The sequence below is a fragment of the Formosa sp. Hel1_33_131 genome (assembly GCF_001735745.1).
In the GTDB taxonomy this organism is placed as follows: Bacteria; Bacteroidota; Bacteroidia; order Flavobacteriales; family Flavobacteriaceae; genus Hel1-33-131.
Window position 1 is genome coordinate 1,908,927 of sequence record NZ_CP017260.1, and the last position, 23,788, is coordinate 1,932,714.

The 23,788-nt window shown below is 36.8% G+C and carries 21 protein-coding genes; 8 read left to right on the plus strand and 13 right to left on the minus strand.

Annotated elements, in window-relative coordinates:
* The first annotated feature begins 24 nt into the window (after nucleotides 1–24).
* On the plus strand, nucleotides 25–915 hold the full coding sequence (gene folD / locus FORMB_RS08725; protein WP_069677082.1) for a bifunctional methylenetetrahydrofolate dehydrogenase/methenyltetrahydrofolate cyclohydrolase FolD: 891 nt from the start codon (nucleotides 25–27) through the stop codon (nucleotides 913–915).
* Here folD and FORMB_RS08730 read toward each other — a convergent pair.
* Genes FORMB_RS08730 through FORMB_RS08750 form a run of 5 tightly spaced genes read right to left on the minus strand, consistent with a single transcriptional unit; the run spans nucleotide 908 to nucleotide 3,855 of the window.
* On the minus strand, nucleotides 908–1,330 hold the full coding sequence (locus FORMB_RS08730) for a VOC family protein (protein WP_069677083.1): 423 nt from the start codon (nucleotides 1,328–1,330) through the stop codon (nucleotides 908–910). The two genes, folD and FORMB_RS08730, sit on opposite strands and share 8 nt — an antisense overlap.
* Nucleotides 1,330–2,061 carry a 23S rRNA pseudouridine(2604) synthase RluF gene (rluF, locus tag FORMB_RS08735; RefSeq protein ID WP_069677084.1) on the minus strand — a complete coding sequence of 244 codons (732 nt, stop codon included), beginning with the start codon at nucleotides 2,059–2,061 and terminating at the stop codon, nucleotides 1,330–1,332. Before rluF ends, FORMB_RS08730 begins: the two co-directional genes overlap by 1 nt.
* Nucleotides 2,062–2,080: 19 nt before the next feature.
* Nucleotides 2,081–2,914, minus strand: a complete 834-nt coding sequence (locus tag FORMB_RS08740) for an alpha/beta hydrolase (RefSeq protein WP_069677085.1) — start codon at nucleotides 2,912–2,914, stop codon at nucleotides 2,081–2,083.
* Nucleotides 2,911–3,276 (minus strand): cupin domain-containing protein, encoded by a 366-nt coding sequence (locus tag FORMB_RS08745; protein WP_069677086.1) that lies wholly within the window; start codon nucleotides 3,274–3,276, stop codon nucleotides 2,911–2,913. Before FORMB_RS08745 ends, FORMB_RS08740 begins: the two co-directional genes overlap by 4 nt.
* 3 nt (nucleotides 3,277–3,279) lie before the next feature.
* Nucleotides 3,280–3,855, minus strand: a complete 576-nt coding sequence (locus tag FORMB_RS08750; RefSeq protein ID WP_231925532.1) for a hypothetical protein — start codon at nucleotides 3,853–3,855, stop codon at nucleotides 3,280–3,282.
* Between the two features lie 79 nt (nucleotides 3,856–3,934).
* On the opposite strand from FORMB_RS08750, the gene FORMB_RS08755 reads away from it, so the two are divergent.
* Entirely contained in the window at nucleotides 3,935–4,567 is a 633-nt protein-coding gene (locus FORMB_RS08755) for a 7-carboxy-7-deazaguanine synthase QueE (protein WP_069677088.1), read from the plus strand.
* A 52-nt stretch (nucleotides 4,568–4,619) separates the two neighbouring features.
* Here the strand turns inward: FORMB_RS08755 and FORMB_RS08760 are convergent, their stop codons facing one another.
* From FORMB_RS08760 to FORMB_RS08775, 4 genes are all read right to left on the minus strand, one after another.
* On the minus strand, nucleotides 4,620–5,243 hold the full coding sequence (locus FORMB_RS08760; protein WP_069677089.1) for a hypothetical protein: 624 nt from the start codon (nucleotides 5,241–5,243) through the stop codon (nucleotides 4,620–4,622).
* Nucleotides 5,244–5,410: 167 nt separating this feature from the next.
* Complete coding sequence (locus FORMB_RS08765) at nucleotides 5,411–6,583, minus strand: tetratricopeptide repeat protein (RefSeq protein WP_069677090.1); 1,173 nt, start codon at nucleotides 6,581–6,583, stop codon at nucleotides 5,411–5,413.
* A gap of 111 nt (nucleotides 6,584–6,694) precedes the next feature.
* Nucleotides 6,695–7,366 carry a hypothetical protein gene (locus tag FORMB_RS08770; protein ID WP_069677091.1) on the minus strand — a complete coding sequence of 224 codons (672 nt, stop codon included), beginning with the start codon at nucleotides 7,364–7,366 and terminating at the stop codon, nucleotides 6,695–6,697.
* A 20-nt stretch (nucleotides 7,367–7,386) separates the two neighbouring features.
* Nucleotides 7,387–9,366, minus strand: a complete 1,980-nt coding sequence (locus FORMB_RS08775; protein ID WP_069677092.1) for a hypothetical protein — start codon at nucleotides 9,364–9,366, stop codon at nucleotides 7,387–7,389.
* A 568-nt stretch (nucleotides 9,367–9,934) separates the two neighbouring features.
* Between FORMB_RS08775 and asnB the strand changes: the two genes are divergently transcribed.
* The 6 genes from asnB to FORMB_RS08805 all read left to right on the plus strand — a co-directional run bounded on the left by asnB (nucleotide 9,935) and on the right by FORMB_RS08805 (nucleotide 20,207).
* Nucleotides 9,935–11,602, plus strand: coding sequence for an asparagine synthase B (asnB, locus tag FORMB_RS08780; protein WP_069677093.1), 1,668 nt, complete (start codon nucleotides 9,935–9,937; stop codon nucleotides 11,600–11,602).
* 260 nt (nucleotides 11,603–11,862) lie between these two features.
* On the plus strand, nucleotides 11,863–13,803 hold the full coding sequence (gene gyrB / locus FORMB_RS08785) for a DNA topoisomerase (ATP-hydrolyzing) subunit B (RefSeq protein WP_069677094.1): 1,941 nt from the start codon (nucleotides 11,863–11,865) through the stop codon (nucleotides 13,801–13,803).
* Between the two features lie 24 nt (nucleotides 13,804–13,827).
* Nucleotides 13,828–14,880 carry a DUF6588 family protein gene (locus FORMB_RS08790; RefSeq protein ID WP_069677095.1) on the plus strand — a complete coding sequence of 351 codons (1,053 nt, stop codon included), beginning with the start codon at nucleotides 13,828–13,830 and terminating at the stop codon, nucleotides 14,878–14,880.
* 28 nt (nucleotides 14,881–14,908) lie between these two features.
* Nucleotides 14,909–15,835 (plus strand): malate dehydrogenase, encoded by a 927-nt coding sequence (gene mdh, locus FORMB_RS08795; protein WP_069677096.1) that lies wholly within the window; start codon nucleotides 14,909–14,911, stop codon nucleotides 15,833–15,835.
* 150 nt (nucleotides 15,836–15,985) lie between these two features.
* Nucleotides 15,986–18,979, plus strand: coding sequence for a protein translocase subunit SecDF (gene secDF / locus FORMB_RS08800; protein ID WP_069677097.1), 2,994 nt, complete (start codon nucleotides 15,986–15,988; stop codon nucleotides 18,977–18,979).
* Nucleotides 18,980–19,136: 157 nt separating this feature from the next.
* On the plus strand, nucleotides 19,137–20,207 hold the full coding sequence (locus FORMB_RS08805; protein ID WP_069677098.1) for a Fic family protein: 1,071 nt from the start codon (nucleotides 19,137–19,139) through the stop codon (nucleotides 20,205–20,207).
* Between the two features lie 71 nt (nucleotides 20,208–20,278).
* On the opposite strand, the gene lgt is transcribed toward FORMB_RS08805, so the two are convergent.
* From lgt to folE, 4 genes are all read right to left on the minus strand, one after another.
* Nucleotides 20,279–21,112 (minus strand): prolipoprotein diacylglyceryl transferase, encoded by an 834-nt coding sequence (gene lgt, locus FORMB_RS08810; RefSeq protein ID WP_069677099.1) that lies wholly within the window; start codon nucleotides 21,110–21,112, stop codon nucleotides 20,279–20,281.
* 76 nt (nucleotides 21,113–21,188) lie between these two features.
* Nucleotides 21,189–21,416, minus strand: coding sequence for a membrane protein insertion efficiency factor YidD (gene yidD / locus FORMB_RS12870; RefSeq protein ID WP_083243945.1), 228 nt, complete (start codon nucleotides 21,414–21,416; stop codon nucleotides 21,189–21,191).
* Between the two features lie 5 nt (nucleotides 21,417–21,421).
* Nucleotides 21,422–22,903 (minus strand): cysteine--tRNA ligase, encoded by a 1,482-nt coding sequence (gene cysS / locus FORMB_RS08815; RefSeq protein WP_069677100.1) that lies wholly within the window; start codon nucleotides 22,901–22,903, stop codon nucleotides 21,422–21,424.
* An 11-nt stretch (nucleotides 22,904–22,914) separates the two neighbouring features.
* Nucleotides 22,915–23,592, minus strand: a complete 678-nt coding sequence (gene folE, locus FORMB_RS08820) for a GTP cyclohydrolase I FolE (protein ID WP_069677101.1) — start codon at nucleotides 23,590–23,592, stop codon at nucleotides 22,915–22,917.
* Nucleotides 23,593–23,788 lie beyond the last annotated feature (196 nt).

The following is a 23,788-nucleotide window of genomic DNA, read 5'->3' on the forward strand; positions in this document are numbered from 1 at the left end:
CTTTAAACTAACGACCCGATTACAATGATTTTACTAGACGGAAAACAAACAAGTGCAGATATAAAAGTTGAAATCGCTGCGGCGGTTTCAGAAATTAAAAACCAAGGAAAACGTGCGCCACACTTAGCAGCCATTCTCGTAGGAACTAATGGTGCTAGTATGACCTATGTAGGCGCCAAAGTCAAAGCCTGCGAACTTGTCGGATTTGATTCCACTCTGATTGATTTGCCCGTTGAAACCACAGAAGAAACCCTATTAGCTCAAATACATACTCTAAACGACAATCCAGCAATTGATGGATTTATTGTACAGCTTCCATTACCAAAACATATCGACGAACAAAAAGTGTTGATGGCCGTACATCCAGATAAAGATGTCGATGGCTTTCATCCCATGAATGTAGGACGTATGGCGTTGGACTTGCCAACCTTTTTACCTGCAACTCCCTACGGCATCATGGAACTTTTAGAACGTTATAAAATACCAACCTCTGGAAAGCAAGTTGTCGTCATCGGGAGAAGCCACATTGTGGGACGCCCCATGAGTATTTTGATGAGTCAGAAGCGTCCAGCCGGCGATGCTACCGTCACCATCGCACACAGTCGCACAACCAATTTAGCAGAGCTGACTTTAGAGGCAGATATTGTGGTTGCTGCTTTGGGAATTCCAGAATTTTTAACCGCTGAAATGGTAAAGCCAGGAGCTGTTATTATTGATGTGGGAATTACAAGAGTCCCCGATGAAACGAAGAAAAGAGGGTATCGAATTGCAGGAGATGTGCATTTTGAAAGTGTTGCTGAAAAAGCAAGTTATATCACACCAGTACCTGGTGGGGTAGGACCAATGACCATTGCGATGTTACTGAAAAACACACTGCTCGCTTGCGAACGTCATGCTGCGAATTCATTTATTTAGCAAAAATCTGAGACGTATCTTTAAAGGCTTTAAACTCTAAAGCATTCCCTGCGGGATCATAGAAAAACATCGTGGCTTGTTCGCCAACCTGTCCTTCAAAACGGATGTAAGGTTCAATAATAAAATTGATTTTTTGAGTTTTCAAATGTTCTGAAAAACTTTCAAATTTTTCCCAAGGAAGAATCACCCCAAAATGAGGAACGGGCACCTGTTTTCCATCGACCTTACTGACATGAAGATCCGTTGCTTCTTCTTTTGGTTTGAAATGAATCACGAGTTGGTGTCCAAAAAAATTAAAATCCACCCAATGATCGCTGTGGCGGCCTTCTACGCAACCTAAAATATCTCTATAAAAGATACGACACGTTTCTAAATTCCAAACGGGGATGGCTAAATGAAAAGGGGCTACAGACATTAGAGTGTTTTTTTAGAGTGTTTCAAAGTTTCGTTTAAAGTATTCAATTCATCCTCTGTTAAATCGCGGTAAGCACCAACTTCACATTGTTGATGAATGTTCATGATGCGGGTACGTTTCAACGATTGTACTTCATAATTCAGGTATTCGCACATGCGACGAATTTGACGGTTGAGGCCTTGTGTTAACACTATTTTAAACTCATAAGTACTTAGCTTTTCTACATTACAGGACTTGGTGGTTTTACCGAGTTCTTCTAATGGAATGCCTGCAGACATGCGTTGTACGAATGTTTGAGAGATCGGTTTGTCCACCGTCACGATGTATTCTTTCTCATGGTTGTTACTGGCACGAAGAATTTTATTCACGATATCGCCATCATCTGTCAATAAAATCAAGCCTTCACTATCTTTGTCCAAACGTCCAATCGGGAAAATCCGAGTTGGGTATTTGATGTAATCAATAATATTGTCTTTTTCAACGCCCGTATCGGTCGTACAAACGATTCCAACAGGTTTGTTGAACGCGATATAGGTTCGTTTTTTGGCTTCATTAAGAATGGTTGTTCCATCGACTTTTACTTCGTCGCCTTCTAAAACCTTGGTACCCATTTCTGGAACGACTCCGTTAATGGTCACACGCCCTTCGTCGATCAGTTTGTCAGCAGCACGACGCGAGCAATGCCCGGCTTCGCTTAAATATTTATTCAGTCTTGTTGAAGTTGGTTCCATGTGGCGAATTTACAAAAGTTTAGTGGCTCAAAAATTTAATTATTTCATCAGAAATAAAATCCCCTTTTAGAGAGTGGCCAAGTCCTTCAGTCGAGATTAGTTTGGCGTTTTTGAACTGAGCATCAATGTCAAGCGCATCTTGATAAGGGATGATGCGATCGTTTTTATCGTGAATTAGTAAGCCTTCAGCAGCAATATTTCTCGCAAAGTCAGCCGTTGAAAAATAGCTCGGTGGGTTGCCAAATTTAAGCTCAATCTGAGTATCTATCCCTTTATAAATTTGTTGGCTATAGCCCATCATTTCTTTATAGCGTTTCATGATGCCTATAAATGCTGAGGGTGCTCCAAGAAGTACAATTTTTCTAGCGTGCGTATAGGTTTGTTTTTGAAGAAAAATAACCAAAGCCATCGCTCCTACAGAATGTCCAATAAATGAAGTGGGTTTAAATTCTTCACTGACAACATTGATGAATTCTGAATAGAGGATCGCATTAAAAGTGTCGCTTCCAGACCCGCCATGTGCAGGACCATCCAGCGCGATCACATTATACCCTTCTTTTTGTAGTTTTTGAATTTTATGGCGCCAGCGTCCAGAATTGCTTTCCCAACCGTGTGCCAATAACACAGTTTCTTTGGTGCCTTCCCAGTGATAGGTTTGAATGGGCAAGCTGTTGTAGTGCAAAGTTGTTTTCGTCGTCGCAGTTTCTAAAAATGAATTCGCATAAGAAGTCAGTTGACCATCTCTCGGCTTTGAAAATAATTTTAAGGCAAGATTGGAGGCGTATGCCGAATTAAAAAATCCAATGAAGTTTATAATTCCTCCGATAAGTTTTGGGATGATTGTTTTTATCATTGTTCTTCTCTATGTACGTTTTCTATTGAAAATGCGGGTGTGCAGATTGCTATATATTCACAAGGGGCGTCAAAGGGATTTGAATATTGAACTCGTGTATTTTTTTCAATTTTAATGGACTGTCCTTGTTCTAAAATGAGGGTTTCGCCCTCAATAATGAATTGTTTTTTTCCTTTGATGATAAAGGTGTATTCTTCAAATTCAGGCGTTTGGAAGGGTTCACTCCAACCTGGAGGAGCTACCATGTGGGCAATACTCAGAGCGGAGTTGCCGTCCGTTGCTTTCCCAAAATGTTCTTCAATCAGTTTGCCATCTGTTGTTGGAACAACAAAGGGGGATTTTTGAATTTTATAAGCTGCCATCGTTTAATACCATTGCATGTAAAAGTCCTTTATTTTAGCCGTTTCAGGAATGGAAATCGCCTCTATTTTTTGATTCATATCGTAGCGCATTTCTTCTGGTAATTCCGTTTTGTTTAGCGTGAAATACGCATTGATTTCATCCACAGAAATAATCAAACTTCGCAGTGTGTTTTGAATGCTGGAAACGGTGTATTTAGAATTGATGTCTCCAAAAGTGCTCAGTGTATTCAGACCGTCTTTGTTTTTAAAACGCGCGTCCATAATACGCACCGTTCGGATGGTGGACAACGAATCTAAAGAATAATTAGGGTCTAATTCGAGTAACAAGATTCCCGTTCCTTTTTCGAAAATACTGATGGTGTTGGTGCTGCCTGTGAATTCATCACCTCCAATGTATTTGCTGATAGAGTCGTTAGCAAACACCACTTTTAGGGCGTTCACTTTTGTGGAGTCGGTGAGCATTCCAACACTGTGGTTGGTAATGGCAAAGGAATCTGTTTTTGTTTCACAAGCCACAAAAAGGCCTAATAGTAATCCGATCAATAAATAGTTTCTCATGGTTGATGTTGTATTGTTCAATGCTAATTTTTTAATTTCGAGTAAAAATAAATGAAGTTTTATGACTTAAACCAAAAACAGTAAACTATTTTTGCCCATTATGTTAAAAACCGAAATTAAATCGCTTGTAAACGCTGGTAAAATGCTGCCACTTATGGAGGCATTCTATACCATTCAAGGGGAAGGATTCCACAAAGGAACCGCTGCTTATTTTATAAGAATAGGGGGCTGTGATGTGGGTTGCCATTGGTGCGATGTCAAAGAAAGCTGGAATGCCGATTTACATCCGCCGACTGCAATTTCGGACATTGCTAAGGATGCGGCGAAAGACAGTCAAACCATTGTGGTTACGGGTGGTGAGCCTTTGATGTGGGACATGAATCCATTGACCGCCGAATTAAAATCAAAGGGGATGCAAACGCATATCGAAACGTCTGGGGCGTATAAGCTTACTGGCGACTGGGATTGGATATGTTTGTCTCCTAAAAAATTAAAAGGCCCTTTAGATGAGGTGTATCAAAAAGCACACGAACTGAAAGTGATTGTTTACAATTTGGACGATTTAAAATTTGCGGAAGAACAGGCCGCTAAAGTAAATTCCAACTGTATTTTGTACCTCCAACCGGAGTGGAGCAAGCGCGATAAAGTCACGCCTTCTATCGTTGAGTATGTGATGAAACACCCCAAATGGAAGGTGTCACTTCAGACGCATAAGTATTTGAATATTCCTTAGAGGTTTCAATCGAATCATTTTACTATTTGTTTAACTCGGCGTCTCTAAGATTCTACTCACGTGGTATGTTCATTATTAAATTAATAGGTTTTATGGATACTAACTTAGTTTCAATTTTATATCCACCAGAGGTTTTACCTTTCCCACTTACTACTTTGTATTTTCCTGGATATTTCATTTTATCTAATTTTTCCCAGGGATGTAAACACGCTACGCGATATAGTGAAAAAAGATCGTGATCACTTTTTTCAAGTACAACTGTTCGAGAGGTTACCGGTCTTTTTCTTTTTGCATTTTTATAAATTAACACCTTTACTTTTCTGAACAGGCTGTCAGATTCGATTTCCTCAAAAACAAATTCATGATTTAAATAGGCTTTGGTCGATTCAATTTTAGAGGTAGATAGGTGTTTGAAAGTATAATTCATATTCGTTTCTACTATTTCGTAGGTATGGTAGATTTGTTTTTTAAAATCAGACAAAAACGCTGTTGAAGAAGATGTAAAAGTACCTATGGTTAGAAAATAATGATCATTGGTTGCGTTTGAGCAAACAATTCGTGTACGTTCCCTGCCACTTACTTTTTGGGTGTAGGTAGCTATCAGGTCAAATTTATAAGTTTGAGCGTAGGTCGTTACTCCAAAAAATAAGTATAGAATTAATAATAATGGTTTCATATGCTTAAAGGTTTTTTTTTATGTTTTCATTTTTAAGTTCCGCGAAGTCAGGAGACTTTGCGGAACTGGTGTTTTAGTTGAATGACTTTGTTTTAAATAATTCAATTACTTATTTTTTAATACGATCATTTATTTCGTTCTTTATATTGTTAATCTGTTTATGATAGCTAATTATATATTAAGGTAGGGCGTATGGTAAAGAGTCTCCTATTACTCACCTTTATTTTTTTTCGCTTGATTTGTTTATTAAAAATTAAAATTACTGTTTTTTTTAAGTCATTATAGTTGAAGTTTTCCACAAATTTGTACGGAAAAATTGTATGAATTTTGTTCTTTTCCATTTCAAGTACATATTTTGGACTTCCTGATTTCAGAGAATCAGATAAAATTGTTGTCCTAATTATAATTTCAGGTTTTCCATTTTCATTAATCTGGAGAAACATATGCTTATAATTTTTGTCTTTTGTTGCTTTAAATTGCTCCAAACCATGTACTCTTTTTCCTTTCAAAATAAATTTATCAAAACAAAAGAATGTGCGAGGGTATTCACTTACAGTGTCTTTGGCGTAGTTTTCATATAATTTCTGTTTGTGGAGTTCAGCTTTTTCGTAATCCTTTTTAGCGTTATACACTTGTATGATTTCAGCGTAATATTTAATATTTGTAGGGTCTAATTTATTTAATTCTTTAAACGCAATTAGTGCTTTATCTAAGTGTTTAGTTGATCGTTCGTGTTTTGCAATATTTTCAAGAACAGAAATGTAAAGTTGTGTTTCTTTCGAGATATTATTTTTTGCTACATAAAAGGATTTGAGTGCATTTTTAATATCGTTTTTTATCAAATAAACCTGAGCAATCTGTGTAAATAAGTAATCGGGAGGGTCATCCTTCTGTAGGGCATGTTTATAAAGCTTAATCGCTTTATCATTATTGCCTATAAACAAATGCGAATTACCAAGTTCATTTAAATAGTAGCTGTTATTTGGGTTTAATTTAATCGCTTTTTTTAATGATTTAATGGCGCTACGGAACCTCCCTATGTAATTAAAATAACTTCCTTTAATGAAATGAGGCCTAGGATTTGTTTTATCTTTTTTTATTGACAAATTCATTAATTTCAAGAACTCTTTATAATAGGGTTTATTATGATAAGCTTTAGAATAATATGCCATGCCAACATAATAAATAGCTTTTGCGGAATAGTCTTTTACCTTAGCTGAATGCTCAGATATAATCTGATCATATTGTTTGTTTTCAAACAACGTTTTTATCAACTCTTCTTGAGTGTTGCCGAAAAACCCTGTAAAACTAATTAATGCTATAATAATTTTGTTCTTCATTCTTGCCTTTTTTATGTTTTGCTAAGTCGGGAAATCAAAGATTCGACGTTGTCAAACTTCGCAGAGCTGACCCAATCGCTAATTTTCAATCTATTAATCATGACATTTTCACTATTGATGAGAGATTATTGTTTTATCTATTCCTACTGACCCAATAAATCTCCACCAAATCCCTTTTTCTTTTTTTAAGATTCCATATTCTAAGCCGTTTCGCAAGCTTAAAGGAAACATCATATAAGCTATTAATACAAGGTTTTTGTTTTCAGAAAAATAAAATCCATGTATTTTAAGACTTGGTGTTTCTTTGAAATTCAAATTTTTATGTTCTTCTTTATAAAATTTTTCTGTATGATTAATTATCTTTGAACTTATATCAATTAACTTTTTGGTGTCAATTACTTGTCTTTCTTTGAAATTTCGATTAGAAGTTTTTTCGAAAAAATCCAAATCAGTGTCTTCTAAAAGACCAACGTATTTTTCATTAAAATACGCCTTTTTACAGTTGATTCTCATGCTCAATGTGTCTAAACTACTATTGCAAATACTATCTGCATTTTTATAGATATTCAATAATTTGTTGTATTTTATTTTAAAATTACTTGAATATTTTTTCTGCACAATATTTTTATTAATATAGATAGTCTTTTCATGATTGTATTTCTGATTAATAAAAGCATTTAAAATTTCATAATGATTTTCTCTTAACTGGTTAGAATCATTATCTTTTTGTGCTGTGCAAAACAGACTAAATAATAAAATGTAAAATAGACTTATGTGTTTCATGACTTTATATATTATTTATTTTAAGGACATGGGCTGCCATTAGCAGCTGCCCCATTAGTGTCTTCTTGATTGTTAGCGATAACTATAGCTTCGGCTTCATTGAAATCTATATAGCCTCCAGGACCTTGCGCACTAATCCAAGCGTCCGTGTTATATAAAGCCCCCCATGCAAGGTGTTCATAATAAGTACTGTCTTGTTGATTATTATCGTATTCAGCTAAAGCATCGCCAATTATTTCAATAAAAGAAGCTGCCATTTGTTCATGATGGGCATCCTCAATATTGCCAACAGCAACACCATTTTCCTGAGCAACATAGAAGTTCCATACAGCTGGAAAATTATCTTGAAAATTGTTAATAATTGTTGAGTCGGTATTGTTTTCAATAACATCGTCTACATAACTTAATATATAAGCATGTATCGCCTCATGTAAAATAGTTCTTGCAACGGCAATTTTTGTGGCTTGGTTTTTATAAGTAGGGTCAATTACCGTTAAGTAGTCATAGGGTGTTCCCTGCCCATTTGAATCCAGAACCCAATTTGTTTCAGCAGCATGGTTTGGATTTGTAGGCGTTTCTGTTTTAATTTCCCAATCATAAGGAGCGTTCAGGTCTCCAAACCTTTTGATTACTTCTGCAATGTCAGTAGATTGCAGGGTTTTAAGTTCGCCTAAAATTCCTTTAGAGCAGTCGTCTAAATTTGCATCAACAATTTCATCTTCAATAATTAAGGAAATAACAATATCAAGAGCTTCTTGAAAATTTTCACCGACACCATTACACATTGCATCAATAGCCGCTGTAGCAAGAGTTGTAGCTTGCGGGTTTATGACTGGGTCGTCATAGCCTGTGCCTCCAGTTGCTTGGTTGTTTTCAAAATAAGCGGTAATGTCTTTTACTGTTGAATAGTGAGCTTGTCCTGAATTGGGGTTTAAACATTCTTTTTGTTCGTCTGTGAGGTTGTCAAAAAAGGCGTCTGTTTCGCGGTCCAATCTGCTAGGTAATACAGCTATTATGATATTTTCGAGTGGGTCATCTCCGTTGGCGTTCCCTGAGGAGGATCCGCCGCCGCCCGAAGAATTGTGTAGTGGGTCGTAGTTGGGGTCGGTATTTGAATTCCCCCAAGGATTGTCTTGATCTAAATCAGATGAAGACGTTCCTGAGTCTGGACAGTCTACAAATGCCGTTTGATACATAGGGTCTCCATCTTGGTCATATCGAACATTTCCATAAGCATCAAGTAATGCTCTTGATATTATACAGATGTCATTTTCTGTTACTCCGGTAATTGCCCAGGGTCCAAAGCTAAAACCACTTCCTGTTCCAGATCCATCGCCACTGCTTGCAATAAAGCAGTCCGATGCGTCTATAATCAATATACCATTTACGACAGAAACGCTAATCCAGCAGTTGTTGGCATAGTCATAAAACATTTTGCTTTGTGTATAGTCATCAAAATCACTTGCATTAATCTGATCGCTGCTTACCTGTTCTTTGGACATATTTAAGTCTTTAAGACCAAGTCCAATTTTTTGGTATCTGTAAATATAGTATTCAATAGAATCATTGCTTTTTTTGTGTATTACAAAATTTTCAAAATGGGATTCGGGTTTCGTAGGGGTTTCAATCCTAAAGGTATACACTTTTGTGGTGTCTGTGCTTACTTCCAAAATTTCATCCGTCAATATGGTAAAGCTGTTGTCATTGCTTGTTATGGGGTCTGCCGATGTAGCCCTAGAATAAGTGCCCTGATTTTTAGAAGCCATTGTTGTATTGAACTTATTGAAATCAAATTGAGAATCGATTAAATCCAAAGATTTTTTTATCAACGTATTCCCTTTCACTTCATTTAGAGTGACCGATTTTACGGTAAACCCTTTTGTTTCGGTTTGTGAGCTGTCTGTGAATTCAGTGTCATCTCTTTCGCAAGAGGTAATTAAAAGTGCCATAAAGACAACATAGACAATTCGTTTGAAGGTGTTTTTTTGTGTTGTTTTCATAACTAAGAGTTTTTAGGTTTAAATCATTTTTTTTAATGAACACCCGACTGAAACCCCTCAAATAAGTTACACTACAGGTATCCTGAGTTACAGTCTACGCGCATTCACTTAAAAGAAAAATTGGTTATGAAAAGGTTATGAAAAATTAGATTTGATGTCTAAGTGTTTGTAAATGTAATAATATGAAATACAGTATCCAAATAAAAAATGATATTTTCATAAAGATAATTTAAAACTATCAGTAAAATAACAGAAAACTATCAGAAAACTAACAGTAAAGTATCATAAAAATGAGAATACTGCATTTCCCTTACTAAAAGTAAGGGAAAACCTTACTTTTAAAAATTCCCTTCTTAAAACAAAGGTTGCTGTTTTCAAAAAACAGTCCCAAATAATTTCAATTCAAATACTTTGGTTATTTTACCTTTTACACTTTTTTAAGTCTTTTTAATTACAGTATAATATGTATTGTCAATTTTTAGTTTCAATTTATTAGCATTTATACAATATGTATTTATAATATATAAGTTTAGATGCATATTTGCAATCTAATAAATAAGAAACTATTATGTGTGGAATTGTTTGTGCATTTGATTTAAAACAAAAATCAGAAATTTTAAGACCTCAAGTCCTTGAGATGTCAAAAAAAATAAGACACCGTGGACCGGACTGGAGCGGTATTTATAGCGATGAAAAAACCGTGATGTCGCACGAGCGTTTGGCAATTGTGGATCCTGCGTCTGGGAAACAACCGTTGCTCAGTGAAGACAAAAAACTTGTTTTGGCTGCCAATGGTGAGATTTATAACCATCAAGACATCCGGAAACAATACGAAGGTAAATACAATTTTCAAACCCAAAGTGATTGTGAAGTCATCTTGGCACTTTATAAAGACAAAGGCGTCGATTTTGTGGACGACCTGAACGGAATTTTTGGCTTTGCGATTTACGATGTCGAAAAAGACGAATACTTTATTGCTCGTGACCACATGGGAATCATTCCTTTGTATATAGGCTGGGATCAAAATGGCACCTTTTATGTGGCTTCAGAATTAAAAGCCTTGGAAGGAACCTGTTCTAAAATTGAGTTGTTTCCACCCGGACATTATATGTCTAGTAAAGACGGGAAATTTGTACAATGGTACAAAAGAGATTGGAGAGAATATGATGCCGTAAAAGAAAACGAAACAAGTATTGCGATAATTAAAGAAGCATTAGAAGCAGCGGTGCACAGACAATTAATGAGTGATGTGCCTTATGGTGTGTTGCTATCCGGTGGTTTGGATTCGTCCGTGGTATCTGCAATAGCAAAAAAATATGCTCAAAAGCGTGTGGAATCTGGTGATGAAACGGATGCTTGGTATCCGCAAACACACTCCTTTGCGGTAGGATTAGAAGGCTCTCCAGATTTGGCAGCGGCACAAGTGGTTGCAGATCATATTGGAACCGTACATCATGAAATTAAATTCACCATTCAAGAAGGATTGGATGCCATTAAAGATGTGATTTATAATATAGAAACGTACGATATTACCACCATTCGTTCTTCAACGCCAATGTATTTAATGGCAAGAGTTATTAAGTCTATGGGAATTAAGATGGTATTGTCTGGTGAAGGAGCCGATGAGATTTTTGGAGGCTATTTGTATTTTCATAAAGCCCCTAATGGTCAAGAATTTCATGAAGAAACAGTTCGTAAATTAGATAAGTTACACATGTACGATTGTTTGCGCGCCAACAAAAGTTTAGCGGCTTGGGGCATTGAAGGACGTGTACCATTTTTAGACAAAGAATTTATGGATGTCGCAATGCGCATCAACCCACAAGATAAAATGATCAATGGCGAACGCATGGAAAAATGGGTCATTAGAAAAGCCTTTGAAGATATGTTGCCCGAAAGTGTAGCATGGCGTCAAAAAGAACAATTTAGCGATGGCGTTGGCTATAGCTGGATTGATACCTTAAAAGAAGTAGTTGATAAACAGGTTTCTGATGAACAATTGGCAAATGCTAAATTCAGGTTTCCAATTCAAACCCCACAAAACAAAGAAGAATTTTATTACCGTTCCATTTTCGAAGAACATTTTCCAAGTGATGCCGCTGCTTTAAGTGTGCCGCAAGAGGCAAGTGTCGCTTGTAGTACAGCTATTGCTCTAGAATGGGATGAAGCCTTTAAAAACATGAACGAACCTTCTGGAAGAGCAATTCTAAATGTGCATGACAAAGCTTACGACTAGAAAATTTATAAACGCAAATAAAGGCTTCTGAAGTCCTTTTTATATTTTTTTAATTTATTTTAATATCACAACGCCCTTAAATTTGATTTAAGGGCGTTTTTAGTGGATTTAAGCGCGTTTTAGAAAAACAGCCGATTGTTAATAATTCCACTTAAATCACTTAAAAATCGCTTTAAATTCGATGAGAGATTAATTATCTTTGTGTGGCTAAATGCGGTTTTTGCGGCATTTAATTTAAACTAAATAACACATTCAACACAATGAGCGAAGAAGTTAATAAAAGTAGTTATTCGGCAGATAGTATTCAGGCCTTAGAAGGAATGGAACATGTGCGTATGCGTCCGTCCATGTATATTGGAGATGTAGGTTTGAGAGGATTGCACCACTTGGTGTATGAGGTGATTGACAACTCGATCGATGAAGCTTTGGCAGGTCACTGTGATAAAATTACCGTGATTATCAATGAAGATAATTCCATCACAACGGAAGATAATGGTCGTGGTATCCCTGTAGATATTCACAAAAAAGAAGGCGTTTCTGCTTTGGAAGTTGTGATGACTAAGATTGGGGCTGGTGGTAAATTTGATAAAGATTCTTATAAAGTTTCTGGGGGTTTACACGGAGTTGGTGTCAGTTGTGTGAATGCACTCTCTGAGCATTTAAAAGCAACGGTTTTCAGAGATGGAAAAGTTTATGAGCAAGAATACGAACGCGGTAAAGCGATGTATCCTGTGAAGCAAGTCGGGGAAACTGATAGAAGAGGAACGACGGTTACTTTTAGACCCGATCCTCAAATATTTACACAGACTTTAGTATATGTATATGATACCTTAGCGAGTCGTTTAAGAGAGTTGGCGTTTTTGAATAAAGGCATTACCGTTGTGCTTGTTGATGAAAGAGAAAAAGACGAAAAAGGCGAATTTGTGGGTGAGACGTTTCATTCTACCGAAGGACTTTCAGAGTTTATCAAATATTTGGACAGCAACCGTGATCCGATCATGAAAAGCGTCATTGCTTTTGAAGGGGAGAAAAACGGAGTTCCTGTAGAAGTTGCGATGATTTATAACACCTCTTATGCGGAGAATTTACATTCCTATGTAAATAATATTAATACCCATGAAGGAGGAACCCACTTATCTGGTTTCCGTCGGGGACTGACCCATACATTAAAAAAATATGCCGATGAATCGGGGATGTTAGACAAGCTTAAGTTTGACATTGCAGGGGATGATTTCCGTGAAGGATTGACTGCTATTATTTCTGTAAAAGTTCAAGAACCACAATTTGAAGGACAGACCAAAACCAAGTTAGGAAACAGAGAAGTATCTGCTTCCGTGAGTCAGGCCGTTTCAGAAATGCTGACCAACTATTTAGAGGAAAATCCGGACGATGCTAAAATCATTGTTCAAAAAGTGATCCTTGCAGCGCAAGCCCGTCATGCAGCCCAAAAGGCACGTGACATGGTGCAACGTAAATCCGTTATGAGTATTGGAGGCTTGCCTGGGAAACTGAGTGACTGTTCAGAACAAGATCCTACAAAATGTGAAATTTATCTAGTTGAGGGAGATTCGGCAGGTGGAACCGCAAAAATGGGACGGGATAGAGCTTTTCAAGCGATTTTGCCATTAAGAGGTAAGATTTTGAACGTCGAAAAAGCAATGACTCATAAGGTGTTTGAAAATGAAGAAATCAAAAACATATTCACGGCTTTAGGGGTGACCATTGGAACCGAAGAAGATCCCAGAGCGCTGAACCTTTCAAAATTAAGATACCATAAAATTGTGATTATGTGTGATGCCGATATTGATGGTAGCCACATTGAAACACTTATTTTGACCTTCTTTTTTAGATACATGAAAGAATTGATCGAAAACGGTCATATTTACATCGCCACGCCTCCTTTGTTTTTAGTGAAGAAAGGAGCCAAAAAAGAATATGCATGGAATGATGAAGAGCGTTTGGCGCTGATGGAGCAATATGGCGATGGTGCAAAAATTCAACGTTATAAAGGTCTTGGAGAAATGAATGCCATACAACTTTGGGACACCACCATGAATCCAGAGTTTAGAACCTTACGTCAAATTCAAATTGACAATGGAACCGAAGCCGATCGTATCTTCTCAATGTTGATGGGAGACGATGTGCCGCCAAGAAGAGAATTCATCGAGAAAAATGCAATTTATGCCAATATCGATGCTTAAGAAGCAACCCCAAATCCTATTTATATGAAAAGAATAATTATTTTTTGTGCATTCCTTTTTGGAGTGAATGTGTCAAGTGCTCAGAATCTTGGAGATGTCATACTCGGATCGGACGATGCCAGTACCTTACTTCAAAATTACCTCAGCCCAGCAATGAAAGGGTTGATGAGTAGTATGAATGGCGGTTGGTATTCCACAGCAAAAACACACAAAAAACTCGGGTTTGATATTACCTTCGGACTCAATGCGTCTTTCACGCCAGACAAAGACAAGGTGTTTGAATTTATAGCCGATGACTATAATTTTATATCTCTTGTGGATGGAGGAAGCACAAGCATTCCAACCGTTTTAGGAAAAGACAATACGAACACAGCGTTCAATGTGTCTATTCCTTACCAAGGGGGTAACTTTAAATCGGGGACATTTGAATTGCCTGGTGGCATCGCAAAAGATTTGCCAGCCAGTGCTGTTCCAGCCCCTTTTGTTCAAGTTGGACTCGGACTGCCTTTTAAAACAACCATTAAATTAAGGTATGTTCCCAAAACCGGTTTTGCTTCAAAAGTGAACGCCAATTTAATTGGGGTAGGACTTCAGCATGATCTCACACAATACCTTGGACTCATAGGAAAACTTCCGTTTTCTGTCTCTCTTTTAGGAGCATATACATCGGCAACGATTGATTATACGATTCAAAATGGGGATTTATCAAATCAGGTTTCTGTAACAAACGGACTGGCTCAGTTTAAAGTAAAAACGTGGACAGTACAAGCATTAGGATCTTTAGATTTTCAAATCGTGACCCTTTATGGAGGGATTGGTTTCAATGGCGGAACGTCCACATTTAAAGTCAATGGAGATTATGATCTCACATATCAGGAAGTATCTTCTTCTAGGTTAGATCAAGGAACAACTAACACGGAATCCATTTCAGACCCTATTAGTCTGAAATTCAAATCGACGGGAACGCGTGCTACACTTGGAGCCCGTTTAAATCTTACCTTTTTTAAGATTTTTGCGGATTACACTTTACAAGAATACAATACTGCGACCCTTGGGTTTGCTTTTAGTTTTAGATAATTATAGTAATAATAAAAAATAAATTAAAATGAAAATAACAGTAGTAGGTGCTGGCGCAGTTGGAGCAAGTTGCGCAGAATACATCGCCATTAAAAATTTTGCTTCCGAAGTTGTTTTATTAGATATCAAAGAAGGCTATGCCGAAGGAAAAGCGATGGACTTGATGCAATGTGCATCACTCAATGGTTTTGACACAAAAATCACGGGTTCTACCAATGATTACAGTAAAACAGCAAATAGTGATATTTGTGTCATCACATCAGGAATTCCAAGAAAACCAGGAATGACCCGTGAAGAACTCATAGGAATCAATGCTGGGATTGTAAAAACAGTCTCCACAAGTTTGGTAGAGCACTCTCCAAATACCGTGCTAATTGTTGTGAGCAATCCAATGGATACCATGACCTATCTTGCACATAAAGTGACAGGATTGCCGAAGCATAAAATTATTGGAATGGGTGGGGCATTGGACTCAGCACGTTTCAAATACAGATTGGCTGAAGCTTTAGGCGCTCCAATTAGCGATGTAGATGGTATGGTTATCGGTGGTCATAGTGATGTTGGAATGGTGCCTTTGACGTCGCATGCAACACGAAACAGTATCAAAGTTTCAGAATTCATTTCAAACGAACGCTTAGAGCAAGTTAAAGAAGACACCAAAGTTGGTGGAGCAACCTTAACGAAACTTTTAGGAACCTCCGCTTGGTATGCACCTGGTGCCGCCGTGAGTGGATTGGTACAAGCGATTGCTTGTGATCAGAAAAAAATATTCCCATGTTCTGTATTATTAGATGGGGAGTTCGGTTTGTCTGATTTGTGTATTGGTGTGCCCGTTGTTTTAGGAGCCAATGGTATTGAAAAAATCGTTGAAATTAAACTAAGCGATAGCGAAAAAGCCCATTTACATACCAGCGCCGAAGGGGTTAAAAAAACAAATTCATTACTAGACGTGTAGGTATATCGATGGTGTGAATTGTGTTTTTGACGAATAAAGGGGTCTTAAAATACTCTTTTTATTGAAAAGAAAAGAATCTATTGTCAATTCACATCGTAAATCATATATTTGCTCGGTTATAAAAATTAATACAGATTAAATTAATTCACAATGCAAAATAAAGGACTCGTAAAATTATTTGCGCTTCTATTTGGCTTGGTAAGTATTTACCAATTATCATTTAGTTTTAAAGCAAATCAAATAGAAGATAATGCTAAGCAGTTTGCTATCGAAAATGTAGCAGATACTGAAACCGATTATGACGCTAAACGCGCGCTTGCACAAGTCACGTATTTAGACTCGTTGAAAAATGAGGAAGTTTATAACATCGGAATTGCTCAGTATAATTTTGATGAAGTAAAAGAAAAAGCCATGAATCTTGGTTTGGATCTTAAAGGAGGTATCAGTGTCATTCTTCAGATTTCTGTAAAAGATATTCTTGTTGGATTGGCAAACAATAGTAAAGACCCTGTGTTTAGAAAAGCATTGAGTGATGCCGAAGAACTTCAGAAGGACAGTCAAGACACCTATTTAGAAGACTTTTTTGTAGCGTTTGAAGCGATTCAAGGCGACACCAAATTGGCATCTCCAGATATTTTCGCGAATCGTACCTTAAGCGAAGTGATTACGTTTGACATGACAGATGATGAGGTCAAGCCTGTATTGTCACTCAAAATAGACGAATCGATTGTATCGGCTTTTGAAGTCCTTCGTAAACGTATTGATAAGTTTGGAGTCACCCAACCAAACATTCAGCGAATTGGAAATACTGGACGTATTCTGGTTGAATTGCCAGGAGCCAAAGATAAAGAACGTGTCAAAGGATTGTTACAAAGTACAGCTCAGTTAGAGTTTTGGGATGCCTTTAAAGGAGAAGAGTTTGGAACTTTTATTTTTCAAGCCAATGAAACTTTAAAAGAAATTGTGGAAACTTCTACAACAGAAGTTGAATCCAATGCCACTGAAACAACTGACGATGCAATTTCTGATATCATTGGAGATACCGATGCTGAAACAGGAGATACAGGAGAAGTAAACCCGTTGATCGATTTAATTCGTTCACCAGGCTATAATGGCGGACCCGTCATCGCTTCTTTTGATCGAAAAGACAAACAACTCGTTACAGACTACTTAAACAACCCACAAGTTCGTGCGCTCTTATCACCAGAACAACGTTACGCAAAATTTGTATGGGGAATTCCTCAAGTTCAACAAACCACAGGAGAAGACTCTCAAAGTATTGAATTGGTTGAGTTATACGCCTTAAAAGGAAACAGAGACAACGAACCACCATTGAGTGGAGCCGTTATTACAGATGCAAGTCAAGCCTACCAACAAAACGGAAACCCAAGTGTGTCCATGCAAATGAACCTCAAAGGGGCTAAAGTATGGGAAGATATGACAGGCAATGCGTTTAATACTGCAGGTCAGATCGCCATTGTTTTAGATGAAATTGTATATTCTGCACCAGGAGTGACTACAGGGCCTATTTCTGGAGGAAACTCTGAAATATCAGGTTCATTCACCTTAAATGAAGCAGTCGATTTAGCAAACGTATTACGTGCGGGTAAACTTCCAGCGTCTGCAGATATCGTACAAGCAGAAGAAGTAGGGCCTTCTTTAGGTCAAGAAGCGATTGACAGTGGAATGAAATCATTCTTAATTGCTTTGGCATTGGTTCTTTTATGGATGGTGTTTTACTACGGAAAAGCAGGAATTTACTCTGACATCGCATTGGTATTAAACATTATTTTAATCTTCGGAATTCTTTCTGGATTGGGTGCTGTTTTAACATTGCCTGGAATTGCAGGTATTGTATTAACCATTGGTATTGCGGTAGATGCAAACGTTCTTATTTACGAACGTGTTCGAGAAGAGTTATTTAAAGGAAAAGGTCAAAAAGAATCTATCAAAGATGGATTTAATAACGCCCTGTCTTCCATTTTAGATGCCAATATCACCACAGGATTAACAGCCTTAATTTTATATGTATTTGGAACAGGGCCGATCAAAGGGTTTGCAACGACTCTTTTAATTGGTATTTTAACCTCTTTATTTACAGCGATTTTTATCTCAAGATTATTGATCGACTGGCATTTGAACCGTGGTGGAAAATTAGAATTCTCAACAGGAATGACCAAAGGTCTATTCCGTTCTATTAATATTGAATTTCTTAAGAAACGTAAAATAGCCTATTTAATTTCTGGAACAATTATCATTGCAGGACTTGGGTCGTTATTCACAACAGGATTAGATCAGGGTATTGATTTTGTGGGAGGAAGAACATATACCGTTCGTTTTGCACAAGACATGAACACGGAAGAAGTTAAAACGGCATTGAATGACGTCTTTAATAGTGCTGAGGTCAAAACAATCGGTAGTGCGAATCAATTAAAAATTTCTACGAAATACAAGGTTGACGAAAATTCAGCAGAAGTAGATCAAGAAATTCAAGAAAAATTATACGGAGCTTTGGTACCATTTTTACCAGACGGAACCACTTATAAGCAGTTTATAGATGCCGATAATAATGTTGGTAAAATGTATGCAAGTAAAGTAAGTCCAACCATTGCGGATGATATTAAAAAATCTTCTGTGTGGGCAGTTTTAGGATCTTTAATTGTAGTATTCCTTTATATCTTAATCCGATTCAAAAAATGGCAATTTTCATTAGGCGCCGTAGCAGCAGTATTTCATGATGTCTTAATCGTGCTAGGGATCTTCTCAATTTCTTGGAGATTCTTACCTTTCAGTATGGAAATCGATCAAGCATTTATTGCGGCGATTTTGACGGTGATTGGTTACTCCTTAAATGATACCGTGGTTGTATTTGATAGAATTAGAGAATACTTAAATGAGCATACAAGTTGGAAATTTGAAAAAGTGGTCAACAGTGCATTGAGTAGTACTTTAAGTCGTACTTTAAACACTTCCTTAACAACTTTAGTGGTGTTATTAGCGATGTTTACATTTGGAGCAGATTCCTTAAGAGGATTGTTGTTTGCCCTTATTGTAGGGGTGCTTGTAGGAACCTACTCTTCCTTATTCATTGCAACGCCAATCATGCACGATACACTGAAGCGTTTAGACAAAAAAGAAGACTAATAACTATTTGTTATATATCAAAAAAGCCGCTCATTGAGCGGCTTTTTTTGGTTTAATTTTGAATGTGTTAATTTCTAATTGGATACAATTGGATACAGAATGGATATTTTTGAAACTATTTTATCTATATTTGTAATTGGATACAATTGGATACAAAATGGATATATCAAAAAAAACAGCTTTCAACCCTAGGATGTTTCAAGAAATCATAACGAAGCTGAGCGAGATAGATTTGTTTAAAGGGAATTGGGATTCATTTGAAACAAAAGAAACAAAATACTTAAAAGAATTGCGTGAGATTGCTACGATTCAAAGTATAGGTTCTTCAACAAGAATCGAAGGAGCAACATTAAATGATCAGGAAGTCAAACAACTTCTGAAATCTGTTAAAATCAATAAACTTGATAAACGTGACGAGCAAGAAGTAATTGGGTATTATGAAGTACTAGAAACCATTCTGGAGCATTATGGAGAGATTGACTTATCAGAACGTTACCTGCATCAATTGCATTCTATTCTTCTAAAATATAGTGATAAAGACCAGCGTCACAAAGGACAGTATAAAAATTTATCAAACCAAGTCGTTGCAAACTATCTAGATGGAAAACAAAAAATAATATTCAAAACAACGGCTCCTCATTTAACTTCTAATGAAATGCAGCAGTTGATCGATTGGACAAACATTCAGCTAGAAACAAAGGTTTTACATCCCGTTTTAATAACTGCTGTATTTGTATATGAGTTCTTGTCTATCCATCCTTATCAAGATGGGAATGGACGAATGTCAAGATTGCTTACTACTTTCTTGTTGATGAAACAGAATTATAATTTTGTTGAGTATGTATCTTTTGAACACGTCATAGAGGAGAGGAAAGATATGTATTATAAGGCGCTTATGGAAACCCAAAAACACAGAGGCACCGACCAAGAACTATTAGATAAATGGGTTATTTTCTTTTTAAATTGTTTAACGACACTTGTTCAGAAATTAAAAGGTAAATATGAGGTTTATAATACTTTAAAAATCAGCTTGAATGCGCGACAAAAAGAAGTACTGGAATATATAAAGCAGCACAGAATTATTCAAGTTAAAGACTTAGAAGAAAACTTACAATATTCTCGAAATACGTTAAAAAAGGATTTACAGTACTTAGTAAAAGAAGGATTGATTCTAGCAACAGGTTCTGGTAGCGGCGTTAAATACCACTGTAAAGAAGAGGAGTTATAAAACAACAGATCAATGGTCTTTTAAAATTAGTTCTAAAAAACCACTCAATATTCTTTCAAAAACAACTGTACCTAAGTTGTTTTAGGCTTATAAATAAACATAAAATACAAGCCACACAACACAAAAGGAACGCTCAATACTTGACCGGTATTCAAGCCAAAAATCCAATCCTCACGACTGTCTATTTGTGCAATTTTGAATTGTTCTACCACAAGTCTTACTGACATTAAGAGGACTAAAAACAAGCCAAACAGAAAACCTGTTTGCGTGCTTTTCTTTGTTTTCCAGTATAAAAAGAATAAGATAAGAAACACAAATACATAGCCAAAAGCTTCGTACAATTGCCCAGGATGTCTGGGAATGGTATCAAGTTGTTTAAAAATGATCGCTAAAGGGAAACCTTCTCCAGCAGCTTTTCCGATCATTTCAGAATTAAAGAAATTACCGATTCTTATAAACACAGCTCCTAATGCACAGGCAATGACTACGCGATCCAGAATCCAAAGCACTGATTTTTTCAACACCTTTTTATTGTAGAGCCACATAGATAAAATCATTCCTATAGCAGCGCCATGACTTGCCAAGCCTCTAAACCCTGTAAATTCAAATCCACCACTAAAACGGAAAGGAAGAAAAACACTAAAAAAGTCGTCTTTGAATAATTCAGGTTGATAAAAAATAACATGACCCAAACGCGCACCAATCATAATTCCCAAGACAGAATACATGAACAGTCCGTCTAGTTTGTCTTCAGATTGACCTTCGTTTTTATAAATCTTTTTTGTGAGATACCAGCCTGCGATAAAAGCCGCCATCCACATAAGGCTGTAATAATGAATTTTAAAATCTCCAAAAAGAGCGATGCCATCAGAAGTAGGATCCCATATAATCTGTAAAAAATACATAGTCGTTTATTTAGAATGTAAATATAGAAAATTGACACCAAACTTTGGGGTAATGCGTTTTTAATAAATAAGCGTATTACTTCTTCGGGACAGGATCGTGCCCTGAACCGCCCCATGGGTGGCAGCTTAAAATGCGTTTCACGCTCAGGAATCCTCCTTTAAATAATCCGTGAGACTGCAAAGCTTCTTTGGTGTATTGTGAGCAAGTGGGTTGAAACCGACAACTCGAAGGTGTTAAAGGTGAAATGAAATTTTGATACAGCTTGATTAAAAACAAAAAAGGCGCAATCAAAATAGTTTTCATGAGTATTAATCTAAGATGAATGTAGTGCCGTCTTTGCCATCTTTCAGTTGTATTCCGATGGCCAGTAACTCGTCTCTTATTTTATCCGAAAGTGCAAAATCTTTTTGGGCTCTCGCATCGTTTCGCATTCTGATGAGAAGTTCAACCGTATCTCCAAGTTTTTGATCTTGGTTGTTAGATGTAGTATTTTTAAGACCTAGAATGTCAAACACAAATTGATGCATTACTTCTGTTAGCAAGGCTAAATTCTCAGAGCTAACAGTGGCTTTTCTGTCTTTAATTTGGTTGATGTATTTCACAGCACTGAACAATTCTGCAATCAGAATAGGGGTGTTAAAATCATCATTCATTGCCGTGTAACAATTGGACTTCCATGCTGAAATGTCAAATTCATTGGCGTCTGAAGTAGCTTCAAGTTTGTCCAATGTAGAGACGGCTTCCATGAGTTTCATATACCCTTTTTCAGAAGCTAACAACGCATCGTTACTGAAATCTAAAATACTACGGTAGTGCGCTTGCATCATAAAAAATCGAACCACTGATGCAGAGAATCCTTTGGTTAATTTAGAGGTCTCTCCTGTCAAAATTTCGCTAGGTAAAATATTGTTACCCGTTGATTTCGCCATTTTTTGCCCGTTGAGTGTCAGCATATTTGCATGCATCCAATAATTGACAGGCGTATGGCTGTGCCAAGCTTTGGCTTGTGCAATTTCACACTCGTGGTGCGGAAATTTCAAATCCATTCCACCCCCATGAATGTCAAAACGCTCGCCTAGATATTTGGTGCTCATCGCGGTACATTCTAAATGCCACCCCGGAAAACCATCGCTCCAAGGCGAAGGCCAACGCATGATGTGTTTGGGTTCTGCTTTTTTCCAAAGTGCAAAATCTTGTGGATTTTTTTTATCCGTTTGTCCTTCAAGCACTCTGGTGTTATGAATCATATCTTCGATATTCCGACCACTTAAAATCCCGTAATGATGGGATTCATTATATTTTAAAACATCAAAATAAATAGAGCCATTTGCTTCATAAGCAAAGCCTTTCTCTAGAATTGATTTGATGATTTCTATTTGTTCTACGATGTGTCCCGTCGCCGTAGGTTCAATACTTGGAGGTAAAAAATTAAACGTATTTAGGATGTTATGAAAATCAACCGTGTAGCGCTGCACCACTTCCATGGGTTCAATTTGCTCGAGACGCGCTTTTTTTGCAATGCGATCTTCTCCTTGATCGGCATCATTTTCTAAATGACCCGCATCTGTAATATTACGGACATAACGTACTTTATAATCGAGGTGTTTGAAATATCTAAAAATCATATCAAACGACATGAACGTTCGGACATTTCCTAAATGCACATTGCTATACACTGTTGGACCGCAAACATACATTCCAATGGCACCTTCATTAATAGGATTAAAAATTTCTTTTTTTCCTGAAAGTGAGTTGTAAATATGGAGGGTATTTGTGCTGTGTTTGCCCATAGTTTATAGAATTAAAATTTAGTCTCTAATTGTATGTAGTCTAGGAATTCTCTTTTGGTATCTTTTTCTTTGAATTTGCCACCAAATTCACTTGTTACGGTACTACTTTCGATGTCTCTTATGCCACGAGAATTCACACATAAATGCTTGGCATCAATGACGCAAGCTACGTCTTTTGTGTTTAATACTTTCTGTAATTCTTCAACAATTTGTATAGTCAAACGCTCTTGAACTTGTGGGCGTTTTGAAAAATGATCCACAATACGATTCATTTTTGAAAGTCCTACTACCGTCCCGTTTGAAATATAGGCTACATGCGCTCTCCCTACAATTGGGAGGAAATGATGCTCACAAGTAGAGTAGAGTGTGATGTTTTTTTCAACCAACATTTCACCATACTGATACTTGTTGTCAAAGGTCGAAGCTTTTGGTTTTTTAGTGGGGTCTAGCCCTCCAAAAATCTCATTGACAAACATTTTTGCAACGCGATTAGGAGTCCCTTTTAAACTGTCGTCACTCAAGTCTAAACCAAGAGTTTCCATAATGTGCTGAACATCATCCTTTATGATGTCAATTTTCTCGTCGGAGCTTAATTTAAAAGCATCAGATCGCATAGGAGTTTCAGTTGAAGTCCCTATATGATTGTCGCCAATCGTGTCAAATTTTTCAGTATTATTTTTCAGTCCCATTCTAATATCCGTAATAAAGTTTTCAATGTTTTGTAAGTACAAAGATACTTAATTTCACTGTTGGATACTTTTTTTTTTAGATTAATAATTCCTTTTTTTCACTAATTCCTTTAAATTTTTTAGTAACTTTACGTCTAAGCTTTCTCCTTAAATCTTAGACAACTACCCTACTAGTCCTGCTTTTTAAAAGAAGCAG

Coding starts and splice junctions, on each gene's coding strand:
- folD (WP_069677082.1), top strand. CDS start 25: ATGATTTTACTAGACGGAAAACAAACAAGTGCAGATATAAAAGTTGAA.
- FORMB_RS08730 (WP_069677083.1), bottom strand. CDS start 1,330: ATGTCTGTAGCCCCTTTTCATTTAGCCATCCCCGTTTGGAATTTAGAA.
- rluF (WP_069677084.1), bottom strand. CDS start 2,061: ATGGAACCAACTTCAACAAGACTGAATAAATATTTAAGCGAAGCCGGG.
- FORMB_RS08740 (WP_069677085.1), bottom strand. CDS start 2,914: ATGATAAAAACAATCATCCCAAAACTTATCGGAGGAATTATAAACTTC.
- FORMB_RS08745 (WP_069677086.1), bottom strand. CDS start 3,276: ATGGCAGCTTATAAAATTCAAAAATCCCCCTTTGTTGTTCCAACAACA.
- FORMB_RS08755 (WP_069677088.1), top strand. CDS start 3,935: ATGTTAAAAACCGAAATTAAATCGCTTGTAAACGCTGGTAAAATGCTG.
- FORMB_RS08760 (WP_069677089.1), bottom strand. CDS start 5,243: ATGAAACCATTATTATTAATTCTATACTTATTTTTTGGAGTAACGACC.
- FORMB_RS08765 (WP_069677090.1), bottom strand. CDS start 6,583: ATGAAGAACAAAATTATTATAGCATTAATTAGTTTTACAGGGTTTTTC.
- FORMB_RS08770 (WP_069677091.1), bottom strand. CDS start 7,366: ATGAAACACATAAGTCTATTTTACATTTTATTATTTAGTCTGTTTTGC.
- FORMB_RS08775 (WP_069677092.1), bottom strand. CDS start 9,366: ATGAAAACAACACAAAAAAACACCTTCAAACGAATTGTCTATGTTGTC.
- asnB (WP_069677093.1), top strand. CDS start 9,935: ATGTGTGGAATTGTTTGTGCATTTGATTTAAAACAAAAATCAGAAATT.
- gyrB (WP_069677094.1), top strand. CDS start 11,863: ATGAGCGAAGAAGTTAATAAAAGTAGTTATTCGGCAGATAGTATTCAG.
- FORMB_RS08790 (WP_069677095.1), top strand. CDS start 13,828: ATGAAAAGAATAATTATTTTTTGTGCATTCCTTTTTGGAGTGAATGTG.
- mdh (WP_069677096.1), top strand. CDS start 14,909: ATGAAAATAACAGTAGTAGGTGCTGGCGCAGTTGGAGCAAGTTGCGCA.
- secDF (WP_069677097.1), top strand. CDS start 15,986: ATGCAAAATAAAGGACTCGTAAAATTATTTGCGCTTCTATTTGGCTTG.
- FORMB_RS08805 (WP_069677098.1), top strand. CDS start 19,137: ATGGATATATCAAAAAAAACAGCTTTCAACCCTAGGATGTTTCAAGAA.
- lgt (WP_069677099.1), bottom strand. CDS start 21,112: ATGTATTTTTTACAGATTATATGGGATCCTACTTCTGATGGCATCGCT.
- yidD (WP_083243945.1), bottom strand. CDS start 21,416: ATGAAAACTATTTTGATTGCGCCTTTTTTGTTTTTAATCAAGCTGTAT.
- cysS (WP_069677100.1), bottom strand. CDS start 22,903: ATGGGCAAACACAGCACAAATACCCTCCATATTTACAACTCACTTTCA.
- folE (WP_069677101.1), bottom strand. CDS start 23,592: ATGGGACTGAAAAATAATACTGAAAAATTTGACACGATTGGCGACAAT.